The organism is Micrococcus sp. KRD026, from assembly GCF_017168445.1.
GTDB lineage: Bacteria > Actinomycetota > Actinomycetes > Actinomycetales > Micrococcaceae > Micrococcus > Micrococcus luteus.
This window is the reverse complement of the sequence record NZ_JABFBA010000021.1, coordinates 287-21,222: the sequence shown is the minus strand read 5'-3', so window position 1 is coordinate 21,222 and position 20,936 is coordinate 287. Positions and strand designations below refer to the sequence as shown.

General features: G+C 72.8%; 18 protein-coding genes, 1 tRNA gene and 2 pseudogenes. 8 read left to right on the top strand and 13 right to left on the bottom strand.

The window, feature by feature from the left end:
• The 4 genes and pseudogenes from J1M40_RS07210 to J1M40_RS07195 form a co-directional block, all read right to left on the bottom strand.
• The coding region (locus J1M40_RS07210) for a fused MFS/spermidine synthase (RefSeq protein WP_206450642.1) at positions 1-768 on the bottom strand (768 nt) is incomplete at its 3' end.
• Positions 765-1,328: a GNAT family N-acetyltransferase gene (locus tag J1M40_RS07205; protein ID WP_044658644.1), complete on the bottom strand. Its 564-nt coding sequence runs from the start codon at positions 1,326-1,328 to the stop codon at positions 765-767. The genes J1M40_RS07210 and J1M40_RS07205, both read right to left, overlap by 4 nt.
• 143 nt (positions 1,329-1,471) lie before the next feature.
• A pseudogene (locus J1M40_RS07200) lies at positions 1,472-1,801 on the bottom strand (MTH1187 family thiamine-binding protein); the annotation flags it as partial.
• 80 nt (positions 1,802-1,881) lie between these two features.
• Positions 1,882-3,222, bottom strand: a complete 1,341-nt coding sequence (locus J1M40_RS07195; protein ID WP_041103600.1) for an Nramp family divalent metal transporter — start codon at positions 3,220-3,222, stop codon at positions 1,882-1,884.
• 161 nt (positions 3,223-3,383) lie between these two features.
• On the opposite strand from J1M40_RS07195, the gene pta reads away from it, so the two are divergent.
• The gene (gene pta / locus J1M40_RS07190; protein WP_206450641.1) at positions 3,384-5,459 is read left to right on the top strand and encodes a phosphate acetyltransferase; all 2,076 of its coding nucleotides are present in this window, start codon (positions 3,384-3,386) and stop codon (positions 5,457-5,459) included.
• A 20-nt stretch (positions 5,460-5,479) separates the two neighbouring features.
• Positions 5,480-6,628, top strand: coding sequence for an acetate/propionate family kinase (locus tag J1M40_RS07185; RefSeq protein WP_041103599.1), 1,149 nt, complete (start codon positions 5,480-5,482; stop codon positions 6,626-6,628).
• Positions 6,629-6,756: 128 nt separating this feature from the next.
• Here the strand turns inward: J1M40_RS07185 and J1M40_RS07180 are convergent.
• Positions 6,757-7,416 (bottom strand): annotated as a pseudogene (locus tag J1M40_RS07180) (ATP-binding cassette domain-containing protein); the annotation flags it as partial.
• 8 nt (positions 7,417-7,424) lie between these two features.
• Positions 7,425-8,348 (bottom strand): glycerophosphodiester phosphodiesterase, encoded by a 924-nt coding sequence (locus J1M40_RS07175; RefSeq protein WP_113914119.1) that lies wholly within the window; start codon positions 8,346-8,348, stop codon positions 7,425-7,427.
• A 100-nt stretch (positions 8,349-8,448) separates the two neighbouring features.
• Between J1M40_RS07175 and J1M40_RS07170 the strand changes: the two genes are divergently transcribed.
• Positions 8,449-9,726, top strand: coding sequence for a DUF445 domain-containing protein (locus tag J1M40_RS07170; protein WP_206450640.1), 1,278 nt, complete (start codon positions 8,449-8,451; stop codon positions 9,724-9,726).
• Between the two features lie 105 nt (positions 9,727-9,831).
• On the opposite strand, the gene J1M40_RS07165 is transcribed toward J1M40_RS07170, so the two are convergent.
• From J1M40_RS07165 to J1M40_RS07155, 3 genes are all read right to left on the bottom strand, one after another.
• On the bottom strand, positions 9,832-10,719 hold the full coding sequence (locus tag J1M40_RS07165) for a hypothetical protein (protein ID WP_113914118.1): 888 nt from the start codon (positions 10,717-10,719) through the stop codon (positions 9,832-9,834).
• A 33-nt stretch (positions 10,720-10,752) separates the two neighbouring features.
• Positions 10,753-11,478, bottom strand: a complete 726-nt coding sequence (locus J1M40_RS07160) for an alpha/beta hydrolase (protein WP_041103593.1) — start codon at positions 11,476-11,478, stop codon at positions 10,753-10,755.
• Between the two features lie 61 nt (positions 11,479-11,539).
• Positions 11,540-11,612 (bottom strand) — tRNA-Lys (locus tag J1M40_RS07155).
• Between the two features lie 158 nt (positions 11,613-11,770).
• On the opposite strand from J1M40_RS07155, the gene J1M40_RS07150 reads away from it, so the two are divergent.
• The 3 genes from J1M40_RS07150 to J1M40_RS07140 all read left to right on the top strand — a co-directional run bounded on the left by J1M40_RS07150 (position 11,771) and on the right by J1M40_RS07140 (position 14,252).
• Entirely contained in the window at positions 11,771-12,445 is a 675-nt protein-coding gene (locus J1M40_RS07150; protein WP_041103592.1) for a hypothetical protein, read from the top strand.
• A 139-nt stretch (positions 12,446-12,584) separates the two neighbouring features.
• Entirely contained in the window at positions 12,585-13,211 is a 627-nt protein-coding gene (locus tag J1M40_RS07145) for a hypothetical protein (RefSeq protein ID WP_036314859.1), read from the top strand.
• Positions 13,212-13,226: 15 nt separating this feature from the next.
• Positions 13,227-14,252, top strand: coding sequence for an inorganic phosphate transporter (locus tag J1M40_RS07140; protein WP_078025975.1), 1,026 nt, complete (start codon positions 13,227-13,229; stop codon positions 14,250-14,252).
• Positions 14,253-14,344: 92 nt separating this feature from the next.
• On the opposite strand, the gene pstB is transcribed toward J1M40_RS07140, so the two are convergent.
• The 4 genes from pstB to pstS form a co-directional block, all read right to left on the bottom strand.
• Complete coding sequence (gene pstB / locus J1M40_RS07135) at positions 14,345-15,124, bottom strand: phosphate ABC transporter ATP-binding protein PstB (protein WP_036384205.1); 780 nt, start codon at positions 15,122-15,124, stop codon at positions 14,345-14,347.
• A gap of 87 nt (positions 15,125-15,211) precedes the next feature.
• Entirely contained in the window at positions 15,212-16,393 is a 1,182-nt protein-coding gene (pstA, locus tag J1M40_RS07130; protein WP_036384203.1) for a phosphate ABC transporter permease PstA, read from the bottom strand.
• A gap of 1 nt (position 16,394) precedes the next feature.
• Positions 16,395-17,351 carry a phosphate ABC transporter permease subunit PstC gene (gene pstC / locus J1M40_RS07125; protein WP_049147798.1) on the bottom strand — a complete coding sequence of 319 codons (957 nt, stop codon included), beginning with the start codon at positions 17,349-17,351 and terminating at the stop codon, positions 16,395-16,397.
• A 134-nt stretch (positions 17,352-17,485) separates the two neighbouring features.
• Entirely contained in the window at positions 17,486-18,625 is a 1,140-nt protein-coding gene (pstS, locus tag J1M40_RS07120; RefSeq protein WP_206450639.1) for a phosphate ABC transporter substrate-binding protein PstS, read from the bottom strand.
• Positions 18,626-18,851: 226 nt separating this feature from the next.
• On the opposite strand from pstS, the gene J1M40_RS07115 reads away from it, so the two are divergent.
• Positions 18,852-20,021 (top strand): aromatic acid exporter family protein, encoded by a 1,170-nt coding sequence (locus tag J1M40_RS07115; RefSeq protein WP_070709026.1) that lies wholly within the window; start codon positions 18,852-18,854, stop codon positions 20,019-20,021.
• An 88-nt stretch (positions 20,022-20,109) separates the two neighbouring features.
• Positions 20,110-20,936, top strand: an 827-nt coding sequence (locus J1M40_RS07110) for an AAA family ATPase (protein ID WP_206450638.1), incomplete at its 3' end; no start/stop codon positions are given.

Below are 20,936 nucleotides of genomic sequence, written 5' to 3'. Positions count from 1 at the left end.
GGCCACGGGGGCGTCCGAGGCCGCCACGATGACGTTGCCGCGGCGCCGCCCCTTGAGCATGGGCGGATCCGCGATCACCTCGACGTGCTCGAACGCGGCGACGACGGCAGCCACGTCCGCCCGCACCGACGTCAGGTCCGGCCCGCCGCCCACGTTGAGCACGTACAGCCCGCCCGGGGCGAGGACCCGCGCGGCGGCGCGGGCCGCGTCCAGGCCGGTGAGGCCCGGCGGGGTGATGTGGCGGGCACCGGTCAGGTCCGTGGGGTCCGGGGCGAAGACGTCGCGGATGATCAGGTCGCGGCTGGCCGGGTGGGCCGTGGCCAGGACCTCGGCGGCGTCTGCCACGCGGATGCGCAGGGCCGGGGCGCGGGGCAGGCCGAAGCGCTCGCGGGCGAGGGCGGCCAGGCCGGCGTCGATCTCCACCGCGGTCTGGTGGGAGCCCGGGTACGCGTGGTCCACCCAGCGGGCGAGCGCGCAGCCCGCGCCGCCCAGGTGCAGGGCCCGCAGCGGCGTGGGCTCCGGCCAGTGCGCCCGGACGGCCGCGGCGGCCCAGCGCATGTACTCGAAGGCCATGCGTTCGGGGCGCTCGGGGTCCAGCGGCGAGGACTCGACGCCGTTGACGTAGAGGATGAACGCGTCCGGCTCGAAGGCGTCCTCGCGGATCTCGGCGGTGCCGTGGGTGATCGCGTGGACGCCCGGCTCGATCCCGGCGGGGCCGGCGGATCCGCCCGCGGCCCGGCCCCGGCGCGCCGATGACCGGCGACTCACGCCGCACCGCCGTCGTGCGGGCGACGGCGCACCATCAGCTGCTCGTGCAGGCCGGCCCACGGGCCGGTCATCGGCTCCGGCGCCCCCACGGCCGCGAACCCGTGCTTGGCGTAGAACGCCACGGCCCGCGGATTCTCGGCGAGGACGCGCAGCATCGCGGGACGCTCCCCGACGACGGCGTCCAGCAGGCGCGCTCCCAGGCCGGTCCCGTACGCCTCGGCCAGGACGTAGAGCACCATGAGCTCCACATCGGGCAGGTCGGCGGGCGATGCGGCCGCGTCGTCCGCGCCCGTCCGGCCCGTCTCCGCCGCCGAGCGACGCGGGCCCGCGAGCGCCACGCCGAGCAGCCGGCCGCCGTCGTCGGCGACCCAGAGGTCTCGGTCCGGTCCGATCAGCGCGGTCCACGCGGGTACGTCCTCCGGGATCCGGGCCTCGATCGCGTCCAGGTACGCGGACGGCAGGAGCGCGCCGTAGGCCTCCCGCCACGACCGCGCCTTGACGCGCAGCAGCGCCTCGACGTCCCCGGGGGCGGCGGGGCGCACGGTCACAGACTCAGGCACGGGCTGCTCCTCTGGGCCGCCGGCGCGGCGGCCATTTCTCGAACGAAAGCGCCTCGACACGGCGCCGTTTCTCGAACGAAAGCGTCCGGGGGGGCAGCGGGGAGGTCGCCGTCGTGCGGGGCCGGGGCGGCGCGCCGCCCCTCGTCCTCGGCGAGGGCCGACTCGAGGCGCTCGAGCTTGCCGTCCAGCTCGCCGGTGTGGCCGGGGCGGATGTCCGCCTTCAGCACGAGCGAGACCCGGGAGCCGTACGAGGAGACCGCGTCCACGGCGCCGCGCACGACCTCCATCACCTCGTCCCAGTCGCCCTCGATCTCCGTGAACATCGAGGAGGTGCGGTGGGGCAGGCCGGAGGCGCGGACCACGGCGACGGCGGCGGCCACCGCCCGGTGCACGGAGGCGGTGTCCGCGTCCCCGGGCAGGTGGGCGGAGTCGGCGGGCTGGCCGGAGGGAGCGACGGAGAAGGCGACGATCATGGCACCAGTGTGCCCGCTGCGCCGCCCGTGGTCACCGGCCAGGGCCGGCCGAGTCGGAGCCCACCCGGCCGGCCACCCGGTCAGCCCCCGATCAGCGGCTGCAGGGCCTTCCACAGCTCGTTCACGCCGATCGCCACGAACACGGCGGCCGTCAGGCCCAGCAGCGTGTTGCGGATCCAGCCGTTGCGGAACTGGGCCGGCACCTCCTTCTTGTTGTTCAGGAACAGCAGCGTCACGGCCAGGAACGGCATGAACAAGGCGCCGAGCGTGCCGTAGAGCAGGATCAGGAAGATCGGGCGATCCAGGAACAGCAGGGTCATCGGCGGGAAGGTCAGCCACAGCAGGAAGAAGCGGCCCGGCTTCGAGGCCAGCGAGGGGGCGTCGTCCTGGTCGAGCTCGTCCGCGGGGCGGCGGAAGTTCGTCCAGAAGTCCGCGAACATCAGGGAGACGCCGTGCCACACGCCCAGAAGCGAGGAGAAGGACGCGGCGAAGAAGCCCACCAGGAACACCACGGAGTACGCCTGGCCGTAGCGCTCGGCGAGCACGTTGCCGACGTCGAGCAGGCCGCGGTCACCGGAGGAGATCGCCAGGCCGGCCGAGTGGAGCAGCTCGACGCCCATGATCATGGTGGCGATCACGAAGATGCCGGTGAGGATGTACGACGTCGCGTTGTCGAACTTCATCACCCGCATGTACTTCGGGACGTTCCAGCCCTTCTCCCGCAGCCAGTAGGCGTACGCGCCGAGGGTGATGGTGCCGCCCACGCCGCCGGCCAGGCCGAGCACGTAGAACATGACGTCCGGGTCGCCGGACGGGATGCGCGGGACCAGGCCGGCGAGGATGTCGCCCACGTTGGGGGCGGTGAGCGCCGCGGAGAGCAGGACGGTCAGGAACATGACGCCGATCAGCACCGCCATGAGCTTCTCGATCAGCCCGTACCGGTTCAGCCACACCAGGCCCAGGCCCACGAGGCCCAGGCCGATCGCGTAGACCTTCATGTCCACGCCCGGGAACAGCGCGGCCAGGGGCAGCGCGGCCGAGCTCATGGCGGTGGCGCCGTACACGAAGCCCCAGATCAGGATGTAGGGGCCGAAGTACCAGGAGGTCCAGGAGCCCAGCGAGCGCCAGCCCTGGAAGATCGTCTTGCCGGTGGACAGGTACCAGCGGCCCACGCCCTCCACGAGCACGATCTTGAAGATCACGCCCAGGATCACGGCCCACAGGAGCATGTAGCCGTAGCGGGAGCCGGCGGTGAGGGTGGCCACGAGGTCCGCGGCGCCCACGCCCGTGGCGGCCGCCACGATGCCGGGTCCCAGCGAGTTCCACTTCGGCCGGATGGGGGTCTCGTTGAGCTCGGCGTCCGTGAACCCGATGATGTCGGGGTTGTGCACGGGGCGGCCGCGGTCGGCTCTCGTTGCCATGGGAGGGTCCTTAATGCTTGACGGGGCGAGTGCAGTCATGTGTATTACGCGCGTGAGAGACACGCCTCACTCACGTCGATCCGCGTCGGCCGGGACGGGCCCCGACGCCGCGGCCTCGGTACCGTGAACGACGAGCCCCGTCCTCCACCGGAAGGTCCGCCATGCCCCAGGGAATCTTCGTCTCCACCACGTCCACCGGCGCCGGCAAGTCCCTCGTCAGCCTGGGCCTGGCCGACTCGCTGTACCGGCGCTCCGGCACGGTGGGCTACTTCCGCCCCGTGGTGCCCGGCGACGACGTGGAGACCGACCCCATGGTGCTGCTGATGCGCGAGCAGTACGGCCTCTCCCCGGAGCAGGCCCGCGGCGGCCTCACCGCGGCCGAGGCCCGCACCCTCATGGCCGAGGGCCGCGGCGACGAGGTCCAGCAGCGCTGCGTGGAGCAGTACGACGCCATGCGGGCGGCGGGCGGCGTCGTGGTGGTGGAGGGCACCGACCTGATCAGCCCGGACCCGGCCGCCGACCTCGACCTCAACGCCCAGCTCGCCCGCAACCTCGGCACCCCCGTGGTCGCCGTGGTCTCCGGCGCGGACCTGACACCCGAGCAGGCGGCCGACGTCGTGGACCTGGCCCGGCGCACCCTCGACGACGCCGGCGTCGAGCTGCTGGCCGTCATGGTCAACCGCGCGGACCCCCGTGACCTCGACGCCGTCGGCGCGGCCGTGCGCCCCGGCCGCCACGCCTGGCCCGTGTACGTGCTGCCCGAGCTGACCGAGCTCGCGCACCCCTCGGTGGCCGAGGTGGCGGACGCGCTCGGGCTCGAGCAGATGGCCGGGCAGGAGACGCTGGACCGCGACGTCGCCGAGGTCAAGGCCGTCTCCATGGAGGGCGGCAACTTCCTCGAGGTCCTGCGCGAGGGCGCGCTCGTGATCGTCTCCGGCGACCGCTCCGACGCGATCCTGGCCACCGTGGCCTCCTCGCTGACCCCGGACTTCCCCACCCCCTCCGGCATGATCCTCACCAACGGCATCCTCCCGAACCGCCAGCTCCAGCGGCTCTACCTGGGCGCGGCCTTCCCCGTGTTCGTCACCCACGACGACACGTTCACCACCGCCGCGAAGGTCTCCCGGGTGCGCTCCGAGCTCTCCAGCGCCCAGCCCCGCAAGACCGCCGCCGCCCTGGGCACCTGGCACCAGCGCGTGGACGGGGACGAGCTGCTGGCCCGCTTCGACCTGCCACGCACCGACGTCGTCACCCCTCTGCGCTTCCTGCACGAGCTGATCTCCCGCGCCCGCACGGACCGCCGCCGGATCGTGCTGCCCGAGGGCGAGGATGCCCGCGTGCTGCGCGCCGCCGAGATCCTCCAGCGCCGCGACGTCTGCGACCTCGTGGTGCTCGGCCCGGCCGCCGCCGTGCGGGAGCTGGCCTCCCGCGAGGGCGTGGACCTGAGCGGGATCGAGCTCGTGGACCCCGCCGACTCCCCGGACCTGGAGCGCTACGCGCAGGAGTACGCCCGGCTGCGCGCCCACAAGGGCGTGGACGCCGAGCGCGCCCGCGAGGTCATGCAGGAGGGCGCCTACTTCGGCACGATGATGGTCCACCTGGGCGACGTGGACGGCATGGTCTCCGGCGCCGCCCACACCACCGCCAACACCATCCGCCCCGCGCTGGAGTTCGTGAAGACGAAGCCGGGCGTCTCGATCGTCTCATCGGTGTTCTTCATGCTGCTGCCGGACCGCGCCCTCGTGTACGGCGACTGCGCCGTGAACCCGGACCCGGACGCGCAGCAGCTCGCGGACATCGCCGTGGCGTCCGCGGCCACCGCCGCCCAGTTCGGGGTGGACCCGCGCGTCGCCATGCTCTCCTACTCCACGGGCGCCTCCGGCTCCGGGCAGTCCGTGGACAAGGTCCGCGCCGCCACGGAGCTCGTGAGGGAGCGTGCCCCCGAGCTGAAGGTGGAGGGCCCGCTGCAGTACGACGCCGCCGTCAACGCCTCCGTCGCGGCCTCGAAGATGCCCGGCTCCGAGGTGGCCGGCCAGGCCACCGTGTTCGTGTTCCCGGACCTGAACACCGGCAACAACACCTACAAGGCCGTCCAGCAGTCCTCCGGGGCGGTCGCCGTCGGGCCCGTGCTGCAGGGCCTGAACAAGCCCGTCAACGACCTCTCCCGCGGCACCACCGTGGAGGACATCGTCAACACCGTCGCCATCACCGCCATCCAGGCCCAGGCCCAGGGCTGACGCCCCGGAAGGAGTCCCCCGTGCTCGTCCTTGTCATCAACTCCGGCTCGTCGTCCCTGAAGTACCAGCTCCGTGAGCTGGCCGACGACGGCACGGACGCCCCGGTGCCCGTCCTCGCCCAGGGCCTGGTGGAGCGCATCGGCGTCCCCGGCTCCGGCGTGCCGGACCACGCCGCCGCCCTCGAGCAGGTGGAGGCCGAGCTGGCCGAGGCGACCGGCGGGCGCACCATCGACGCCGCCGGCCACCGCGTGGTCCACGGCGGCGAGCGGTTCACCGCCCCGGCCCGGGTGACCAACGAGGTGATCCGCGCGATCGAGCGCCTCGCCCCGCTGGCCCCGCTGCACAACCCCGCCGCCGCCCAGGGGCTGCGCGCCATGGCCGAGCGCTGGCCGGACATGCCCCAGGTGGTCGTGTTCGACACCTCGTTCCACCAGACCATGCCCCGCGAGGCCTGGCAGTACGCCCTGCCGGACGAGGTCTACACGGAGCACGGCATCCGCCGCTACGGCTTCCACGGCACGAGCCACGACCTCGTCACCGGCCTCGCCGCGGAGCATCTGGGCATCCCGCGGGGGGAGTTCCGGGCCGTGGTGCTGCACCTGGGCAACGGCGCCTCCGCCACCGCCATCCGCGACGGCGTCTCCGTGGACACCTCCATGGGCTACACCCCGCTGGCCGGCCTGGTGATGGGCACCCGCTCCGGCGACCTGGACCCCTCCGTGGTCACCCACCTCATGCGGAACCACGGCTACGACGCCGAGGAGCTGGACACCCTCATGAACAGGCGCTCCGGCCTGCTGGGCCTGGCCGGGGAGGCGGACATGCGCCAGGTGCTGGAGAACGCCGCCTCCGGGGACGGCCGCGCCCGCAACGCCCTGGACGTGGCCTCCTACCGGCTGGCCAAGTACGTGGGCGGCTACCACGTGGCCGTGGGCGGGGCGCAGGCGATCGTGTTCACCGCCGGGATCGGCGAGAACTCGGCTCCGTTCCGGGCGCGCGTGCTCGACCGGCTCGGGGCGCTCGGGGTGGCCTACGACGCCGAGGCCAACCGCGCCCGCGTGGCCGGGCCCCACACGATCTCCGCGCCGGAGTCGGCGATCCCGGTCCTCGTGGTCCCCACGGACGAGGAGCAGGCGATCGCCCGCTTGACGTGGGAGCTCGCCCGCTGAGCACCGCGCCCGACCGTCCGACCGACGCCCAGCGACATCGCCGCCGGTCCGCCCGGCAGTGATGTCGCTGCGGCTCGGTCGACACGAACGGGGCGCTTCTGCACCCGACCGTCCGGCCCGGTCAGCGCTCAGACGTGGGTGCCGTCCGCCTCGACGGCGATGCCCAGCTCGTTGCCCGGGATCGAGGCGAGCAGGCGGCGGGTGTACGGGTGCCGGGGGTTGGTGAAGACCTCCTCCGAGCTGGCCGCCTCCACCACCTCGCCGTCCTTCATCACGCACACGTAGTCCGAGATGAGGCGCACCACCGCGAGGTCGTGCGAGATGAACAGGTAGCTCAGCCCCAGCTCCTCCTGCAGGCGCCGCAGCAGCGTGAGGATCTGGTCCTGCACGAGCACGTCCAGCGCGGAGACCGGCTCGTCGCACACGATCAGCTCCGGGTTCAACGCGAGCGCCCGGGCGATCGCCACGCGCTGGCGCTGCCCGCCCGAGAGCTCGGCGGGGTACCGACGGTGGAAGTGCGAGGGCAGGGCCACCTGGTCCATGAGCTCGAGCACGCGCGCCCGCCGCTGCCTGGCGTTGCCCCGCCGGTACGTCTGCAGCGGCTCCTCGATGATCCGGCCCACCGTGAACGAGGGATTGAGCGAGGAGAAGGGGTCCTGGAACACGGCCTGCACGCGCTGCCGGAAGTCCTTGAGCCCCTCCCCCTTCAGCGCCAGCACGTCCTTGCCCTCGAAGCTGATCTCGCCCGAGGTCGGCTCGATCAGCTTGAGCAGCATGCGCGCCGTCGTCGGCGCCCTCAGGCCCCGGTGGGCATCCGCTCCCGACGCGCGGCGGCCCGCTCGCGGACCCAGCGCAGCACGTCCTCCGGACGGTTGGTGGTGAGCTCCTGCACCCCCTGGGCGAGGAGAGAATCGGCGTCCTCGCGCTCGTCGACGGTCCACACGCGCAGCCGCCGCCCCGCCGCCAGCCACGCCTTCACGTCCGCCAGGTGCTCCCGCACGTAGGCCACGGAGGGCCCCGCCATCCCGGCCCGGCCGCGCCAGACGAGCGCCTCGGACCCGGCCAGCGACTGACGCGCCGCCGCACGCACCGCCGCCCGGCTCAGCGGCCCCCGCGCGAGCCGGGTCGGCAGCTCCGTCGGCATGAGGTCCATCAGGGGGCAGAGGGGGTCCGTGCCGGCCAGCGGCGCCACGTGGCGCAGCGCGTCCGGGTGGAAGCTCATGAGGGACACCTGCACCTGACCCACCCGGCCGGTCTCCGGGTCCCAGCCGGCCCGCAGCAGCTCCCGCAGCACCCGTTCCTCGAGCTCATGCCCGAACGGGGAGGGATGCTTGAGCTCCACGGCCAGGCGCAGCGGCCGGTCCGCGGCCGTCGCGATCGCCAGGAGGTCGGCCAGGGTGAGCACCTGCTCCCCCGCGCCGCCGTACGCGGCGGGGGGCGCCGTCGTCGTGGTGGGCTCGGCCCCCGGGCGCCGGGCGTGCCACGAGACGACGTCGAGGCCGCGCAGACGCTCGAGCGTGTGGTCCGCGACGGCGCCGCGCCCGTCCGAGGTGCGGTCCACGGTGGGGTCGTGCCAGCAGACGACCTCGCGGTCCCGCGTGAGCTGGACGTCGCATTCGAGACCGTCCGCGCCCACGGCGAGGGCGTGGAGCATGGCGGCGCGGGTGTGCTCGGGGAAGGCGGCGGAGGCACCGCGGTGGGCGATCACGAGGGCGGACACGCCGCCAGGCTAGGGAGCGCCTGTGCCGGCCACGTCACCGCAGGGTGCCCGGCTGGTTAACTGGTGGGGACCATTCGGTGCACGCGATCAGGAGCCTGCCGTGTCCTTCTCCCCCGACCCCGCCCAGCAGCTGCTCAGCGCCGGCGCCCTCGAACGCGCGGCGGGCCTGCGGCGCATGAAGGCCGTCGCCCTGGGCCTGCTCATCCTGCTGGCCGTGGTGTTCGTGGTCGCGTTCCCGTTGCAGGACGCCCACCCGGCGTGGGGCTACGTGCGCGCCGCCGCGGAGGGCGGCATGGTCGGCGCGCTGGCGGACTGGTTCGCGGTCACGGCGCTGTTCCGCCACCCGATGGGGGTGCCCGTGCCGCACACCGCCCTGATCCCGCGGAAGAAGGACCAGCTCGGCGCCGCGCTGACCGAGTTCGTGCAGGAGAACTTCCTGGACTCGGAGGTCGCCCACGAGAAGGTCGACGGATTGAAGGTGGCCGAGGCCGCCGGCGGCTGGCTGCGCCGTGAGGAGAACGCGGCCCGCACCGCCCGGGAGATCGCGACGGCGGCCCGGGGCGCCATGGCCGCGGCTGACGACGACGCCGTCCAGGAGCTGCTGCGCCAGCTGATGGAACGCCACATGGTGGCCCCGGACTGGTCCCCCACGCTCGCGGGCGTGCTGGAGGACGTGGTGGCCGGCCGGCACCACGAGCGCGTGGTGGACCTCGTGGTCGCCCACACCGGGGACTGGGTGGCCGCCCACCCCGAGCTGTTCGTCGAGACGGTGCGCCGCCGCTCCCCCGAGTGGAGCCCGGACCTCGTGGACCGCCTCCTCGCCGAGCGACTGCACGCCGAGACCCTCAAATACCTCGCCGGCATCCGCCGCGACCGGCAGCACGAGGCCCGCCGCGCCGTCGACGACTGGCTCGACCGCCTCGCCGACGAGATGCGGAACGAGCCGGCCACCCGCGCCTCGGTGGAACGGTTCAAGCGGAACCTTTTCGCGGACGAACGGCTGCGCGCGTGGGCCGGGCGGGCCTGGGTCTCCCTGCGGGACTCGCTCCTGGACGCGCTCGAGGACCCGTCCTCCGACCTGCACCGCGCGCTCGTGGCCGCCCTGCGCGACCTCGGCGCCCGCCTGCAGGAGGACCCCGAGCTGCGCGACCGTGTGGACGGCCACGCCCGCCGCGCCGCGGCGTATGCGCTGAGCTCCTACGGCCCGGCAGTGACCGGGGTGATCGAGGAGACGGTCGCCCGCTGGGACGGCGAGCAGACCGCGCGCACCCTCGAGCTGTTCGTGGGCAAGGATCTGCAGTTCATCCGCATCAACGGCTCGGTCGTCGGCGCGCTCGCGGGCCTGGCGATCCACGGGGTGGCGACACTGTTCCTCTGAGACGCGGCCCCTGCCCCGCACTTTCGAACGTGACATGGGGCGAATGGGCGCTTTCGAACGTGAGATAGGGCCTCTCTCACGTTCGAAAGCGCGGGGGCGGGGCCGTCAGGCGGCGGGCTTGCCCTTCTTCTGCCTGTCGTCTTTCTCGTCCTTGCCGCCGGGCAGGGCGCGACGGATCGCGCCGAAGACGCCGCCGTCGTCCTTGGTGCCATCGGCGCGCCCCTGTGCGACGCCCTCGCGGATCTCGCCGGGGATCACCATCGGCAGGGGGCCGAAGAGCTCCGCGGCGTTCTCCATCACGGCCTTGCCCATGGCGCGGTTGCCCACGCCGCCGATCACGGCGCCCACGCCGAACGGCACGGCGCGGCCCACGAAGCCGGCACCCTGCCGCAGGAGCATCTTGCGCATGAACGTCCTCTTGAGGCGATCCACCACGAACGCGCTGATGCCGGTGCCCGATGCGGTGCCCGCGAGCGCGTTGAGGCTGGACTGCGGGTCGTAGGGACGGCCGGCCTTGGCGGCGGCCTCGCGGAGCAGCTCCTTGGCGTCGTCGCCGAGCATGAGGCCCATGACGAGGGCCTGGGCGCGCTGCGGGTCCTGCGTGGTGATGCCGTGCAGCTCGGCGAGGGACTGCGCGTAGAGGGCGGTGGCCTCCATGAAGCCGGCGACCGCGGCACCGGACAGGCCGAGCGCGGCCACGGTGCCGATGCCCGGGACGATCGCGGTGCCGCCCACGGCGGCACCGGCCCCCGTGACGGTGGTCAGGTACTGCTGCCCGAGCCGCTCGGCGAGACGCTCCGGGCTCTCCCCCGGGTGCTTCGCCGCCATGCGCTGGATGTTCTTCAGGACCAGGGGGCGCTGGACCGCCAACACCGTGGAGAGGGCCTTCTCGAAGCCCTCCGTGGGCTCGCCGTTCTCATCGAGTGCCGACTTCAGCCCGAAGTCCTTCACCTTCCCGGACGCGTACCGGCCGATCGTCGAGTTCTTTGCCATGCGCGCCACAGTATCGGCGCGCGACCCCCGCGGTCAGGACCCGGGCGTCGCCGCGCGCAGGGAGTGCTCGAGGAAGATGCGCACGTCACGGACCTCGTCGGGGCCGGTCCCGTGCAGGATCCCGGGGTAGGTGCGCACGGTCAGGCGGGTGTGCTCCTCGGCCCACGCGCGGGTGTGGGCGACGGCGTCCGGATGGATCACGGGATCCTCGGCGTCCCGGCCCCAGAAGAACGGGCGCGGGCCCGGTCCCTCGGCCGGGGAGTCGAGCATGGCCAGCAGCTCGTTGTCGACGGCGAAGCCGCTCAGGCCCACACCGCAGGTGAACGCCTCGGGGCGCAGACGCAGGACCGTCGTCGCCATGGCCATGCCCTGGGAGAAGCCGAGCACCGAGACCGTGCGGAAGCCGGCCGCCACGACCTCCTCGGCGGAGAGCACGTCGAACACGCGGTGGGCGGCGGCGAGCACCTGGGCGAAGTCGGACTGCAGCAGCAGGTCGAGCAGGAACCAGCCGTGCGCGCCGGGGTCGCCCGGGCCTTCGGACGCCGTCTCGTCGATCTCGAAGCCGCCGCGCACCGCCAGGCCGGTGCACCGCTCCGGGAGCATCGGGAAGTGGCGGCGCGCCGCGCGGACCTCGTTGGAGCCGTAGCCGTGGAACACGAGCACCAGGTCCGTGCCCGCGCGCTCCGCCGGCGGGCGCGACCACACCACGCTGTGGCCGGAACTGATCGTCTCGGTGACTGGTGGGGGCGTGGGGCTCATGGCTCCATCCTAGGGAGGACCCCCGACCGGGCGTCATGCCTGGTCAGGGGCCGTTTTCGCGTGGGCCCTGCGGGGATCGAACCCGCGACCGGCGGATTAAAAGTCCGATGCTCTGCCAGCTGAGCTAAAGGCCCCCACCCGCGGCCGACGACGACGGCGCGCGGCCGACGACGGCGACCCTCACGGGTGCCCTCCGATGGTAGCCCAGGCGTCCGGGGCACTACCGTGGACGGGGCCGCCGCCTCCGGCGACCACATCCCCACCCCGATGCGCCCTCGAAGGGAGCCCGCCCATGGCACGTCACCGCCTGCCCGCCGGCCGCGGCGCCAGCTCGAGCGCCTCGGGCGTGCTGCGCCCCCACCGGCCCCGCCTCTCGGAACCGCAGGAGCTCACGCACTTCGCCGGCGGCGAAGACCCGCAGGAAGTGGCCGCGGCGGCCTCGCGCCTGGCCCACGCCCTCGTGGCCGGCGGCCGCGCGGAGGAGGACCCGGCCATCGTCGAGCGGCTGGTCGGGCTGGTCCGCGAGCTGGGCGTCGAGACGCTCGCCGAGCTGTGGGCGGACGCCCCGCCCGTCTCGCTCGCCGGCGCCCTGTGGCGCCTGTACGCGCTCCAGGAGGCGACGACCCGCGACGGCGAGCGCTGGGCCGCCTGGTACCGCGCCGGGCATGCCGCCTACGCCTCGCGCGTCGTGGCGGGCGCCGTCGAGCCGCCGGGGCCGGCCGAGCTGCGCCGCCTCACGGACACGATCCTCACGGGCGCCTACCGCTCCGAGATCGACGTCGCGTTCGAGCGCGCCGCGGCCTACGCCCGCGTCGTGGCTCTGGGCCAGGTCGAGCACGCCGAGGGCTCCGAGGCCGCCGCCCCGGACCGCGCCGCCGCCCTCACCCGCCGGGCCGCGCGCCTGGTCAGCACCGCCGACGCCCTGGAGGCGGCGGGTCGAGCGTTTCGGGACGGATCGCTAGACTGATGGGGACGGCGCCGGGCCGCTGGTAACCCCGGGCTCCAACACATAGCCGCTGCGAGCGGCCTTCCGCCGAGAGGCGTTCCCGGTCCGGCGTCGTCGTCGACCCCTTCGCCACCCGTCGACGAGAGAGCGACCGCTGCCCATGTCCCCCCGCATGCCCTGGCTCGTCACGCGCGACACCCCGGCGCTGCGCCACATGGCGGACCTCGCCGAGGCCCTGCACCGGTCCGTGCATCTGGTGGCCCAGGTCGCGGGGACCCGCGGACCCGAGGCGGACCGTGCCGCCCGTGAGCTCGAGGAGCTCGACTCGTCCTCGAGCGCCACCCTCATGGCCTTCCTCACCGCGCTGCGCAGCGCCTACGTGACTCCGCTGCCCCGTCAGGACCTCTACCGGCTGGCCAGCGGCGTGCACGCGACCACCCGGCGCGTCGTGTCGGCGGGCGTGCTGATCCAGCGGGCCGACCTCGAGGAGCTGCCGACGCACGCCCTCGACGTCCTCGAGACCGTGGGTCGTCAGGCCGAGCTGCTCGCCCGCGGCGCCGCCGAGATGCGCGACCTCGACGCCCTGGAGGCCACGTGGATGCAGCTGCTGCGCGCCTCCCGCCGCACGGAGCGGATCATGGTCGAGTGGCTCGCCGACCTCGGCATGGACCTGCTGCAGCGCGACTACAACCGCCAGCGCGAGGTCGCCTGGGCGCTGCACGCGGCGCTCGAGGCCCTCTCCCGCGTGAACATGGACCTGGGCATGGTGCTCGTCCGTGAGTCCTGAGCCGGTGGAGGCGCCGTGACCGCGGGGCTCGCCGTCGTCCTCGTGCTGCTGTGCGCCGTCGGCGCGCTGATGGGGTTCCGTGACGCCCCCAACGCCGCGGCGCTGCCTGTCCGGTACCGGGCGCTGACCCCGCGCGGAGCCCTCCTCCTGACCGGAGCGGTCAACACCGTGGGCGCCCTGCTGGGCATCGGGCTCATCACGCTGAGCGTGCACTACTTCACCTCGCCCGCGGTGCGCAGCGAGATCGGCCCCCTGGCCGTGGGCGTGTCCTGCGCGGTGACCCTCGTGTGGGGTCTGCTGCTGTGGTGGCGGCGCCTGCCCGGCTCCAGCACGCACGCGCTGATCTCCGCGCTGGCGGGCAGCCACCTCGCCGTGCGCCTGAGCCTGCACATCGACGTCGCCCACACCATCTTCGACCTCGTCCGCGCCGAGGTGCTGCTCAGCCTGTTGCTCTCGCCCCTGATCGCGTGGGCGCTCGCCCGCCTGCTCACCGCCCCCGCCATGCGGCTCGCCACCCGCGGCACCACGGTCAACGTCCAGCACCGGGCCCGCGTCGCGTTGGGCATCTCCGCCAGCGCCATGGCCATGGGCCACGGCCTGCAGGCCGGTCAGCGCATGGGGGTGCTGTGGGCCGCCGTGCTGGTGGGGTCCGGGTCCGTCCTGGCGCCGGACGCCCTGACGGCCGAGTTCGTGGGGGGCGCGTTCCTGTTCGCCCTCGCGGTCGGGCTCGGCACGCTGGGCGGCGCCTGGCGGATCGCCTGGACCCTCACCGAGCGTCTCGTGCGCCTCGACCCCCTGCGGGCGTCCGTGGCCGCCGTCATCCCCGCGGGCCTGCTGTTCGTCGGATCCCTGGTGTTCCACCTGCCCCTGTCCTCCACCCACACGGCGACGGCGGCCATCGTGGGCGCCGGCCAGACGCAGACCTACGCGTCCGTGCGCTGGCCCACCGTGCTGCGCGTGGTCGGCTGGTGGCTGCTCACGCCGGTGGCCTGCGCCCTCCTCGGCCTCCTCGGCACGCTGGCCCTCCTCCCGCTGGCCTGAGGCCGCGCCCGACGACGACGCCCGGCCCCGCAGACGCCGCGACCCCGCCCGGCGTGCGGCCGGACGGGGTCGGGGACGGAGCGCGGGGCGGCTCAGCCGAAACGGCCGGAGACGTAGTCCTCGGTCTGCTGGCTCGAGGGGTTGTTGAAGATGACGTTGGTGTCGTCGTACTCGATCAGCTTGCCGGGCTTGCCGACGCCCTGGATGTTGAAGAACGCGGTCTTGTCCGCCACGCGCGCGGCCTGCTGCATGTTGTGCGTGACGATGATGACCGTGTACTCCTCCTTGAGCTCGTTGATCAGGTCCTCGACGGCGAGGGTGGAGATCGGGTCGAGCGCGGAGCAGGGCTCGTCCATGAGGATCACGTCGGGCTGCACCGCGATGGAGCGGGCGATGCACAGACGCTGCTGCTGACCGCCGGAGAGGCCGGAGCCGGGCTTGTCGAGGCGGTCCTTGACCTCGTTCCACAGGTTGGCGCCGCGCAGGGACTTCTCCACGAGCTCGTCCGCACGGGACTTGTTCAGGCGGGTGCCGTTGAGCTTGTAGCCGGCCAGCACGTTGTCGCGGATGGACATCGTGGGGAACGGGTTCGGGCGCTGGAAGACCATGCCGATCTGGGAACGGACGCGGACCGGGTCCACACCGGGCCCGTAGATGTCCTCGCCGTCGAGCAGGAGCTGGCCGTCCACGGTGGCGCCGGGGAGCACCTCGTGCATGCGGTTGATGCTGCGCAGGAAGGTGGTCTTGCCGCAGCCGGAGGGGCCGATGAAGGCGGTGACGGAGCGGGGGGCGATGTCGATGTTGACGCCCTCGACGGCCTTGAACTTGCCGTAGAAGACATCGACGTCGATGGCCTGGATGCGCTTGGACATGAGTGGTTCTGTTCCTTCGTGGAAGTCTCTGGGGGGGGTGCGACGGGGTCGGGGCCGGCCGCCCGGGGGATTCCGGGCGGCCGGGCCTCACCGGCCCTTCTTGGGGGCGAACGCCTTGGCGATGAACCGTGCCGCCAGGTTGAGCAGCATGACGATGGTGACGAGCAGCAGGGCGGCTGCCCAGGCGCGGGCGGTCGAGGGGTCCGCCGCCGTAGGCGAGGTCGGGGCGACCAGCTGGCGGTAGATGTACACCGGCAGCGCGGTCATCCAGTTGTCGAACGGGTTCCAGTTGATGCTGGTGGCGAAGCCGGCCGTCACGAGGATCGGCGCGGTCTCGCCCGCCACGCGGGCGATGGCCAGGGTGACGCCGGAGGCGATGCCGGAGATCGCGGTGGGCAGGACCACCTTGGCGATGGTCTGCCACTTGCGCACGCCGAGGGCGTAGGCGCCCTCGCGCAGCTCGTTGGGCACCACACGGAGCATCTCCTCCGTGGATCGCACGACCACGGGGATCATGAGCACCGAGAGCGCGATCGCGGCCGTGAGACCCATCTGCACGGACTGCAGTGCGGTGGACTTGCTGCCGGTGACCAGGGTCAGGACCCACGTGATCGCGGCGTAGGCGAAGAGGCCGGCCACGATCGAGGGGATGCCGGTCATGACGTCCACGAAGAACACGATGGCGCGGGAGAACCAGCCGCCGCGGCTGTACTCCACCAGGTAGATGGAGGTGAGCATGCCGATCGGCACGGAGATCAGGGTCGCGATGATCGTGATCACGACGGTGCCGATCAGGGCGTGGCCGAAACCGCCCGCGAGCCCGCCGGCGGGCTTGCCGTCCTCCACCCACGCCGAGTCGTCGATGCCGGTGATGCCCTTCATGTCGTACGCCATGATCTGCGGGTTGGCGATCAGGGTCGGCAGACCGGCGGAGAGGACCGACCACAGCACGGAGACCAGCGGCACCAGGGCCACGAGGAACGCCAGCCACACGAGGTTGCGGCACAGGCCGTCTGCGGCGCGGCGCCGGTTCTCCATCACGCGGGTGGCCACGTAGAGCCCCGCGATGTAGAGGATGGCGGCGATGATCACGAAACCGACGACGTTGAAGGCGCCGCTGAGCAGCACGGTCAGGCCGGCGGCGACGACGGCCGCGGCAGCTGCGACGGCCATCCAGGTCCAGCCGGGCTTCTGACCCTCGGTCAGGGAGTGACGCCGCGGCGTCACGCTGTCCTCGGTGGCCCGGGGAGAAGTCGAGACAGTGCTCATGTCAGTTGGCTCCCGAGAATTCCTTGTGCTTGTTCACGATCGCGCGGGCGATCATGTTCACCGCCAGGGTGATGATGAAGAGCATGAGACCGGCAGCGATCAGCTCGTGCAGGCGCATGTTGAACGCCTCGGGGAAGTTGAGCGCGATCTCCGACGGGATCGTCTGGTTCCTGCCGGACTCCACGAGCGACCAGGAGAAGACGCCGCCGGAGAGCACCATGGTGACCGCCATGGTCTCGCCGAGCGCGCGGCCGAGGCCGAGCATGATCGAGGAGATGATGCCGGCCCGGGCGAACGGGAACACGGTCATCTTGATCATCTCCCAGCGCGTGGCGCCGAGGCCGAGCGCGGCCTCCTCGTGGAGCTTCGGGGTCTGGGTGAAGATCTCACGGCAGAGCGCGGTGATGATCGGCAGGACCATCACGGCCAGCACGACGCCCGAGGTCAGCAGGGTGCGGCCCGTGGTGGTGGCCGAGCCGCCGAAGAACGGGATGAAGCCCAGGTTCTCGTTGAGCCAGCCGTAGATCGGCACCATCAGCGGAGCGAGCGTCAGCCAGCCCCACACGCCGTAGACCACGGAGGGGATCGCGGCCAGCAGATCGATCACGAAGCCCACCGACTGCGCGATGCGCGGGGGCGCATAGTGCGAGATGAACAGGGCGACACCGATCGCGACCGGGGTGGCGATGAGCAGAGCGATGATCGACACCATCACGGTGCCGGCCATGAGCGGCCACACGTACTGGAAGAAGGAGTCCGCAGACACGAGCTCCGCGCCCGGCTGCAGGGCAGGCCATGCCTCCGTCAGGAGGAAGACCGCCACGAAGGCGAGCACGAGCAGGATCAGGACGGCGGCCGCCAGGGCCCCGCCGGAGAGGAGCTTGTCTCCGGCGGCTCCGCGGCGGGGGCCGCGCAGGCTGGACGGCTTCGGTGCCGCCTCGTTGGTGGTTGAGGACACGGTGCCTTCCCTCAGATCGACGTGCGTGGTGATGGACGGGCCGCGACGAACGAGTGCCCTGACGCGGCTTCAGCCGCCGGGCCCGTGGGGCCCGGCGGCCGAAGCGGCGGTGGGTCAGCCGACAAGAAGCGACATCAGCCCTTGACCGAGATGGCCTCGATGCGCTCCATGGCCTTCTTGCGGGTGTCCTCGGAGATCGGGGCGTTGCCCGCGGACTCCTCGGCGGTCTTCTGACCGTCCTCGGACACGACGTACTCGGCGAAGGCCTTGACCTGGTCCACGGTCTCCTGCGACTCGTACTGGTTGCAGTAGATGTGGTAGGAGACCAGCACGACGGGGTACACGCCGGACTCGTCGGTGGCGCGGTCGAGCTCGATCGAGCCGTCCTCCTTGGCCTCGGACTTCTCGACGGTCGCGGCCGCGGCCTCGGCGGAGTACTTCACGTACTCCTCGCCGACCTTCACGGACACGGTGCCCAGCTCGCCCACGGCGGAGGCGTCGGCGTAGGTGATGGCGCCTTCGGTCTGGGAGGCCAGGCCCACGACACCCTTGGTGCCCTGGGCGGACTCGGCGGTGATGTCGGACGGCCAGGTCTCGACCTCGTCGTAGGACCAGGCATCGCCGGCGGCCTCGGTGAGGTAGGCGGTGAAGTTCTCGGTGGTGCCCGAGTCGTCGGAACGGTGCACGACGGTGATCGGGGTGTCGGGCAGCTCGACGCCCTCGTTCTGCGCGGCGATGGCCTCGTCGTTCCAGTTCTTGATCTCGCCGGAGAACACCTTGGCGATGGTCTCGGCGTCCATCTTGACGTCATCGACGCCCGGCAGGTTGTAGGCCACGGCGATCGGGGAGATGTAGGCCGGCACGTGGAACGCGCCCTCGTCGCCGCAGTTCTTCTTGGCGGACTCAGCCTCCTCCTCCTTGAGGGCGGCGTCGGAGCCGGCGAAGGAGGTGGCACCGGCGAGGAACTTCTCACGACCGGCACCGGAGCCGTCCGGGGAGTACTGCACGGTCAGGTTCGGAGCGGTCTCGGTGACGCCCTGGGTCCAGGCGGTCATGGCCGCCTCCTGCGAGGAGGCGCCGGCGCCGACCAGGTTGCCCTGGACCTCGGAGGTGGTGCCCTGCTCGCCGCCGGCGGAGCCGGAGGCATGCTCGCCGCCGGCGGAGCCGGAGGCATCGGAGCCGCCGTTGCCGCTGTCCGCGGAGGAGCAGGCGGTCAGGGCGATGGCGGCCACGGACAGGAGGGCGGCGGAGCGGCCGAAGCGGAGAGCCTTCACGAAGAGCCTCTTTCAATCGGATGACGACGGTGAGGGCAGAGCGTCCGGCTGGCCCGGTTCTGCACCGCACTCGACCGTACGGTCCCGAGGTGAATCGAGTGCTCGGCCGGGGTGAACAGATGGTGAACTGGGGCGGCATTCGTAGGATCTGGCTGTGCAGTGGGTCACAATGCCTGGTTGAGCCTCGCACGGCGGGGGTTCCGCGGCGTCGGACTAGGCTGGCCGCATGACGGACCGCTTCGCCACCGCCACGGGCACGGTGCCGATGGTCGACCCCCAGACCCGCGGGGAGCGCCTCGGCCGCTTCCTGCGTCGGCGCGCCCGTGCGGGTTGGTCCCGCGTCCGCTCCTCCGTGGGCCAGGCCGCCCTCGTCGCGGTCTGCGCGGTGGGCGCCTATTGGTTCGCGGAGACCGTCCTGGGCCACCAGCAGCCCCTGTTCGCCTCCACCGCCCTGCTGATCGCCCTCGGCTTCCAACGGGAGCCGAAGCTGCGCAAGGTGGCCGAGGTCGCCGTCGGCTGCACCGTCGGCATCCTGATCGGGGACCTGCTCATGGTCGGGCTCGGCCGCGGCCTGTGGCAGGCCTCGGTGGTCCTGTTCGTGTCCGTGATGGTGGCCCGGTTCCTGGACTCCGGCGCCACGTTCACGATGCAGATGTCCCTGCAGTCCGTCCTCGTGGTCCTCCTGCCCATCGGCACGGGAGGGCCGTTCGTCCGCAGCCAGGACGCGATCGTGGGCGGCGTCCTGGCCCTGCTCGTCACGTTCCTCTCGCCCCAGGACGTGCGCCGTCCCGCGGTGCGTCAGCTGGGTGGGCTCTACGACTCGATCGCCACGGTGCTGCGCGACCTCTCCCGGGCCCTGCGGGAGGACGACTCCCGCACCGCCTGGATGGCGCTCGTGGCCAGCCGCGGCACGCACACCACGCTGGAGGCGCTGCGCAAGGAGCTGCGCGTCACACATGAGCAGACCGTGTTCAACCCGCTGCACCGCTCCTCGCGCTCCTTCGTGGAGGACGCGGTGAACGCGGCGGACCGCTCGGATCTGGCGGTGCGCTCCCTGCGGATCGTGGCCCGGCGGGTGGTCTCGGCCCTGGACGAGGGCGTGCTCGACGACGACGTCCGCGAGCGCCTGGCCGCCTGGTTCGACGACGCCGCGGACGCCGTCGAGATCCTGCACCGGTCCCTCGTGGAACCCCAGGCCGAGGGCCGCCATCGCTCGCTGTCCGTGGCGCGGGACGCCCTGGGGGCGTCCGCCTCCGCGTTGGACCCGCACCAGCTGGGCGGCGGATCCGTGCACGGCGAGGCGCTCGTGATGCTGCTGCGGCCCATGATGGTGGACCTCATCGAGGCCACGGGCGCCGAGCACGACGAGGCGCGGGCCTACCTGCCCCGCGTCTGAGCCCGACGGCGGCGCGCGGCCCCGGCGGTCGACGTCGGGCCGTGCGCGGGCCGGTTAACGCGTCCGCCCCGGCTCCTAGAGTGGGCGCATGGCCACCAAGACCGCCCCGAAGCGCGCCCCCGGATACCGCTGCACCGAGTGCGGCTGGACCACCGTGAAGTGGGTCGGCCGCTGCGGGGAGTGCCAGTCGTGGGGCACGGTCGAGGAGATCGGCCTGACGTCCACCACCGGTCGCACGCGCGCGGCCACCGTCGCGGAGGTCGCGCCGCGCATCGCGGACGTGGACGCCACGCTGGCCTCGTTCCGCTCCACGGGGGTGCGCGAGCTGGACCGCGTGCTCGGCGGCGGCCTCGTGCCGGGTGCGGTGATCCTGCTGGCCGGAGAGCCGGGCATCGGCAAGTCCACGCTGCTGCTGGACGTGGCCGCCCAGACGGCCCGCGGCGCGGGAGGCGGCGGGCCGCGCTCGGTGCTGTACCTGACGGGTGAGGAGTCGGCGGCGCAGGTGCGCTCCCGCGCAGACCGGATCGGGGCGATCGCGGACACCCTGCGTCTGACGGCGGAGACGGACCTGGGCCGGGCACTGGGGCAGATCGAGCGGACGGACCCGGAGCTGGTGATCGTGGACTCCGTGCAGACCCTGCAGTCCACCGAGGTGGACGGGATCGCCGGGGGCGTCAGCCAGGTGCGCGAGGTGGCGGCCAGCCTCATCCGCACGGCCAAGGAGAAGGGGATCACCACGGTCCTGGTGGGCCACGTGACGAAGGACGGGACCATCGCCGGCCCGCGGCTGCTCGAGCACCTCGTGGACGTGGTCTGCCAGTTCGAGGGGGACCGCCACTCACGGCTGCGCCTGGTGCGTGCGGTGAAGAACCGCTTCGGGCCCACGGACGAGGTCGGCTGCTTCGACCTGCGGGA